This is a genomic window from Ectobacillus panaciterrae DSM 19096 (genome assembly GCF_000430785.1).
GTDB lineage: Bacteria > Bacillota > Bacilli > Bacillales > Bacillaceae_G > Ectobacillus > Ectobacillus panaciterrae.
In genome coordinates this window covers 1-4604 of record NZ_KE387249.1, presented here as the reverse complement: position 1 = coordinate 4604, position 4604 = coordinate 1, and the positions used below count along the sequence as shown (strand labels likewise).

General features: G+C 38.5%; 3 protein-coding genes. All 3 read left to right on the top strand.

What is annotated here, in order from left to right; translation table 11 throughout:
• Positions 1 to 312 precede the first annotated feature (312 nt).
• Positions 313 to 1686 carry a branched-chain amino acid transport system II carrier protein gene (gene brnQ, locus H540_RS0125490; RefSeq protein ID WP_028402976.1) on the top strand — a complete coding sequence of 458 codons (1374 nt, stop codon included), beginning with the start codon at positions 313 to 315 and terminating at the stop codon, positions 1684 to 1686.
• Between the two features lie 81 nt (positions 1687 to 1767).
• Positions 1768 to 2712, top strand: coding sequence for a LysR family transcriptional regulator (locus H540_RS0125485; RefSeq protein WP_028402975.1), 945 nt, complete (start codon positions 1768 to 1770; stop codon positions 2710 to 2712).
• Positions 2713 to 3157: 445 nt separating this feature from the next.
• Entirely contained in the window at positions 3158 to 4099 is a 942-nt protein-coding gene (locus H540_RS30905) for an RNA-guided endonuclease InsQ/TnpB family protein (RefSeq protein WP_245592352.1), read from the top strand.
• Positions 4100 to 4604 lie beyond the last annotated feature (505 nt).

Below are 4604 nucleotides of genomic sequence, written 5' to 3'. Positions count from 1 at the left end.
AACGGTTAGTCTCGTTAACAGACCTAAGTCTAATTGAATTAGACTTATTGAGCCTGTTTTCCGTGAGGAAGATAGGAAAGTTGGGTGGTACCGCGATACTCTCGCCTCAGCAATCAAACAAACGCGTAATGCGTATTTGATTGTGAGGTGAGAGTTTTTTTATTGAATAAACAGGATGTAAATCAGAATGAAAATACATTTTAAAGAGAGAAAAATATGCAGAAGACCATCAGTATTTTAGCTAATAACGAACCTATATATGTTAATTTAATCTATTTACAATTACTAAGATGACATCAGGAGGAACAAATAATGAAAGATCTTTCAACAAAAGACACTTTATATACTGGATTAATGTTATTTGCTTTATTTTTCGGGGCAGGGAACCTTATTTTCCCGCCAGCTCTAGGACATGCAGCAGGAGTGAATTTTTGGGAGGCAATGGCTGGTTTTCTTATTACATCAGTTGGTCTACCGATATTGGGCGTAGCTGCTATCGCTAAATCAGGAAATTTACAAACACTAACGAACCGTGTGCATCCAGTTTTTTCTGTTCTTTTCACATTCATAACTTACTTATGTCTTGGTCCTTTCTTGGTAATTCCGCGTGCAGGAAGCGTAGCTTTTGAAATGGGAGCCGCACCATTTCTTCCTGATGAACTAAAAAACCAGGGGTTACCTCTTTTTATATATACAATTATTTATTTTTCTGTTAACTATTGGTTATGTCTAAACCCTTCAAAGCTCTTTGATAGGATCGGTAAAATCCTAACGCCAATTATATTAGGGCTTATTGCTATTATATTTATTCAAAGTATGTTTCATCCGATTGGAGAATATGGAACACCTTCTTCAGCCTATCAGCATGCCGCAGCATTCAAAGGGATTATGGATGGCTATTTAACAATGGATGCACTAGCAGCTCTTTTATTTGGAAGTGTCGTTATTACAGCAATTGAAAAAAGAGGTATACGTGAGTCAAAAAAGCTAGCTACTATTACTATAAAAGCAGGTATAATTGCTGGTACTTGTTTGGAAATTATTTATCTTATGTTAGGTCATTTAGGTGCTACTAGCCATTCCTTGCTTCAGTCACCTGAAAATGGTGGAGAAATTTTAACAACTGTCACTACTCATTTATTCGGAAACTCAGGAAGTATGCTACTAGGGATACTTTTTATCCTTGCCTGTTTAACAACATCTGTAGGGCTTATCATTTCTTGCGGCCAATATTTTTCTAGTATTATTCCACATTTTTCTTATAAAAGTTGGATTGGTATTCTATGCTTAGTTAGTATGGCTATAGCTAATTTAGGATTAACTCAAATTATCTTGATTTCTGTTCCTATTTTAACTGCTATTTATCCATTAACTATCGTTTTAATTATTTTATCTTTCTTTCATAAGTACTTTAAAGGATACTCCTCTGTATATGCAGGTGGTTTGATAGGTACAGCCTTGATTAGCATCGTTGATAGTTTGAGGCAAAGTAAAATTCAATTGGATTTTATTACAAATCTTTATAATCATATTCCTTTATATGCAGAAGGTGTTGGATGGATTTTACCTGCAATCCTCGGAGCTATCATTGGCTATTTATGGGGAAACTTGCAATTTAGCCATTCTTATTCATTTGCTAGAAAGAGATACAGTGAATTCGATGTTAAAAGTCATACGAATAATTAACTGAATTAAGATGGATTTATATAGTTCGTTTCATATATTTCCTTTAGAATGTAACATTTTGAATAAGAAGGTGGTGTACTTATGCGTATTGAACAACTTTTATATCTTATAGAAATCGTAAAAACGGGGTCTATCTCTACTGCATCCGAGCTCCTCAACATTTCACAATCAAGTTTAAAACATGCTGTTTTAAAAATCGAACAGGAGCTTAATTGTACACTATTTATTCGCTCGAAAAATATAATGAAGCTCACTGAAGAAGGAGAAAGGGTTATCTTGAAAATGCAGGAGGTTTTAAATAAGTGGGATGAGGTAAAGGAGGCAGCACGTGTACAACAGCAAGAAGTCAGAGGAAGTTTATCTATTAGTGTTGTGCCGGACTTATGTAGAAGTATTATTCCTAAAACAGTTGCTGCTTTTAAGTCAAATTTCCCAAATGTTAAAATTGAGCTCCGAGAAAGCGAACTATACGAAATAAAGAAAGATGTTCTGAATCAAAAGGTTGATTTAGGGCTAGTTGGTGTACCCTTTACTTATTTAGAAAATGACCATGAACTTATTTCCAGGCATTTTTTAAGTAGCTCTATCATGGCATGTGTAGGTAAATCTTCTGATCTTGTTAAGCGAGACAAAATCTCTATGACTGAAATTATAAAGCACCCTATTGTTGCTTTTCTTACAAATCATGGTATGGATCATTATTTATATCAAATATTACGAAAATATGGGGATCCTAATATATTGCTTCGTTCAGAAAGTCATGAGGCTACAAAGTATTTAATTGCTGAAGGAGAAGCAATTGGGTTTTATAGTGCATTGTCTTTACATTTTGATCCATTTATTAAATCAAAAGAAATTATGCCTATACCTGTGGAAGATGAAAATTTGAGAGTATCCTTTTGTTGGATTCGTAATAAAAATCATTATTTTTCCCATGTTGGCCGAGAATTTTTGAAGGAACTGCAGATACAAGCATCCTATTACAAGGATAGTTCTAATGTAATTATGAATCCTGCTCTTGTATAAGATATCCTGACATTTTTTATCATAAATTAGGCGAGAATACCCCCACTTCAAGCGTGTGAATTGGTGTGTAACGGTAAGTGGGGGATGAATCGCCTTCGCACAAGAGATAGGCACGTTCTATTGTCCGACATGTAAAAATTTTGTAAATATATAGAACGTACGTTTTGTTCGTGGTAAAATGAGGAATATACAGGAGGTGAATCTATGATTCGAGCGAAACGAGTCTATTTCCAAACCTCAAAGACAAACCTGCAGCGCTTATTTGACTGCAACCGCGAGTCCGCCAAAGTATGGAATGATTGTTTGCGTCACGCAAAGGCGTATCATCTGCAACATAATGGAAAATGGATCAACAAGTCTACCCTCCAAGCTCTGACGAAAGGAAACTACCACTTACATTCTCAAAGCATACAAGCTGTATTTGAAAAATACTTGTTCGCCAGAGATGCCACAAGAGCTGCCCTCCAAAAAAAGAATCAAAACCGCCAAATATCCCTACAAACAAAAGAAGCACTACAATACGAAATGGAAGAAAGACGGCTTTTCCGTGAAAGAGAATGGCACCATTCATTTGTCAATGGGCATCCATAACGGAAAACGGGAACAGCTCATTGTCGTATCTGTAAATCCTGCGACTTTACCCGAAGGAAAGCTGAAAGAAATTGAACTGGCATGGGACAATGGACTCTACTTAGCCATCTCTTATGAAAGCGGAGAATTCCCCATGAAACACGCGTATACAAATTCTGCAGGTGTAGACATGGGAGAAATCCACTCGATCGCGGCGTTTTGTGAAACCGATGAAGCACTTATTGTCACCGGCAGAAAAACTCGCTCCATCCATCAGCTGCGCAATAAAAAGCTAGGGGAACTCCAACGTCTCATGAGTAAATGCAACAAGTATTCCCGACAATGGAAGAAATACAATCGCGCGAAGCAGTTCGTCCTGTCTAAGTCAACGAAGCAGCTACAAGATGCCCTCCACAAAACAACGAAGAACTTCGTCGATTGGTGCCTGGAAAACGAAGTGAAGCAAGTTTTCGTCGGCAATCCAGAAGGTGTACAGCGAAGGAAACAGAAAAAACGGACGAAACACGTCAACCAAAAGCTGTCAAATTGGTCATTTGGCACACTCCGCGCGTATTTAGAGTATAAACTGCACGCAAAAGGCATTCTCTTGTTTCTCGTAGACGAAGTGTACACTTCTCAAACATGTCCATGTTGCCAAAGAAGAAAGAAAGTGCGGACACGCAACTACGTTTGTGCGTGCGGCTATGAAGAACACCGGGACATTCACGGTGCCCGCAACATCTTGGCAAAAGAACTGTACGGAAAGATGTGTCATATCCCAGAAGAAACAAAGAGAAAGTATCTACGGATTGCGTAAGCAAAAAGTAGTAGACGGTGTGTTCCCATCCTTCTGTATGTGCAGAAGTTGCTTAGTCAAATGAAGAAAAGGAGCCCCTGCATAGGTGCAGAGAGGAGATGGCAAATCCGCTTCTCATGGGACCTTGTCTTTGTTGGTGCTAAGAAACCCCCACTTCAAGGAGCGGAAGCGAGTAAGTGGGAGAGGTTCATTCTTGATCATTGAGTGAACTACCACGAACCTAAAGGTATCGTGGCTTCTGAAAAGAAGCTACATAGTCTCTAGTTTCGTCCCTTCGGGGTAAGTTCACCAGACTCAGTTAGGAGAAATTCCAGCTACGTTAATGAGGTCATGACACCTTCGGTTGACGCACCAGACCGTTGCTCTGTCGTCCGTGTTTAAGTAGGGCTGAGGCAAGGCTCGGTGACATGGATGTAAAAAGCCTTTTTAACTTTGTCGAGGTGAGGACGGATTCCTTATTTGGTCAAAGAATAGGGATACGCACAACCTGCCTTCGGGTAGAGAT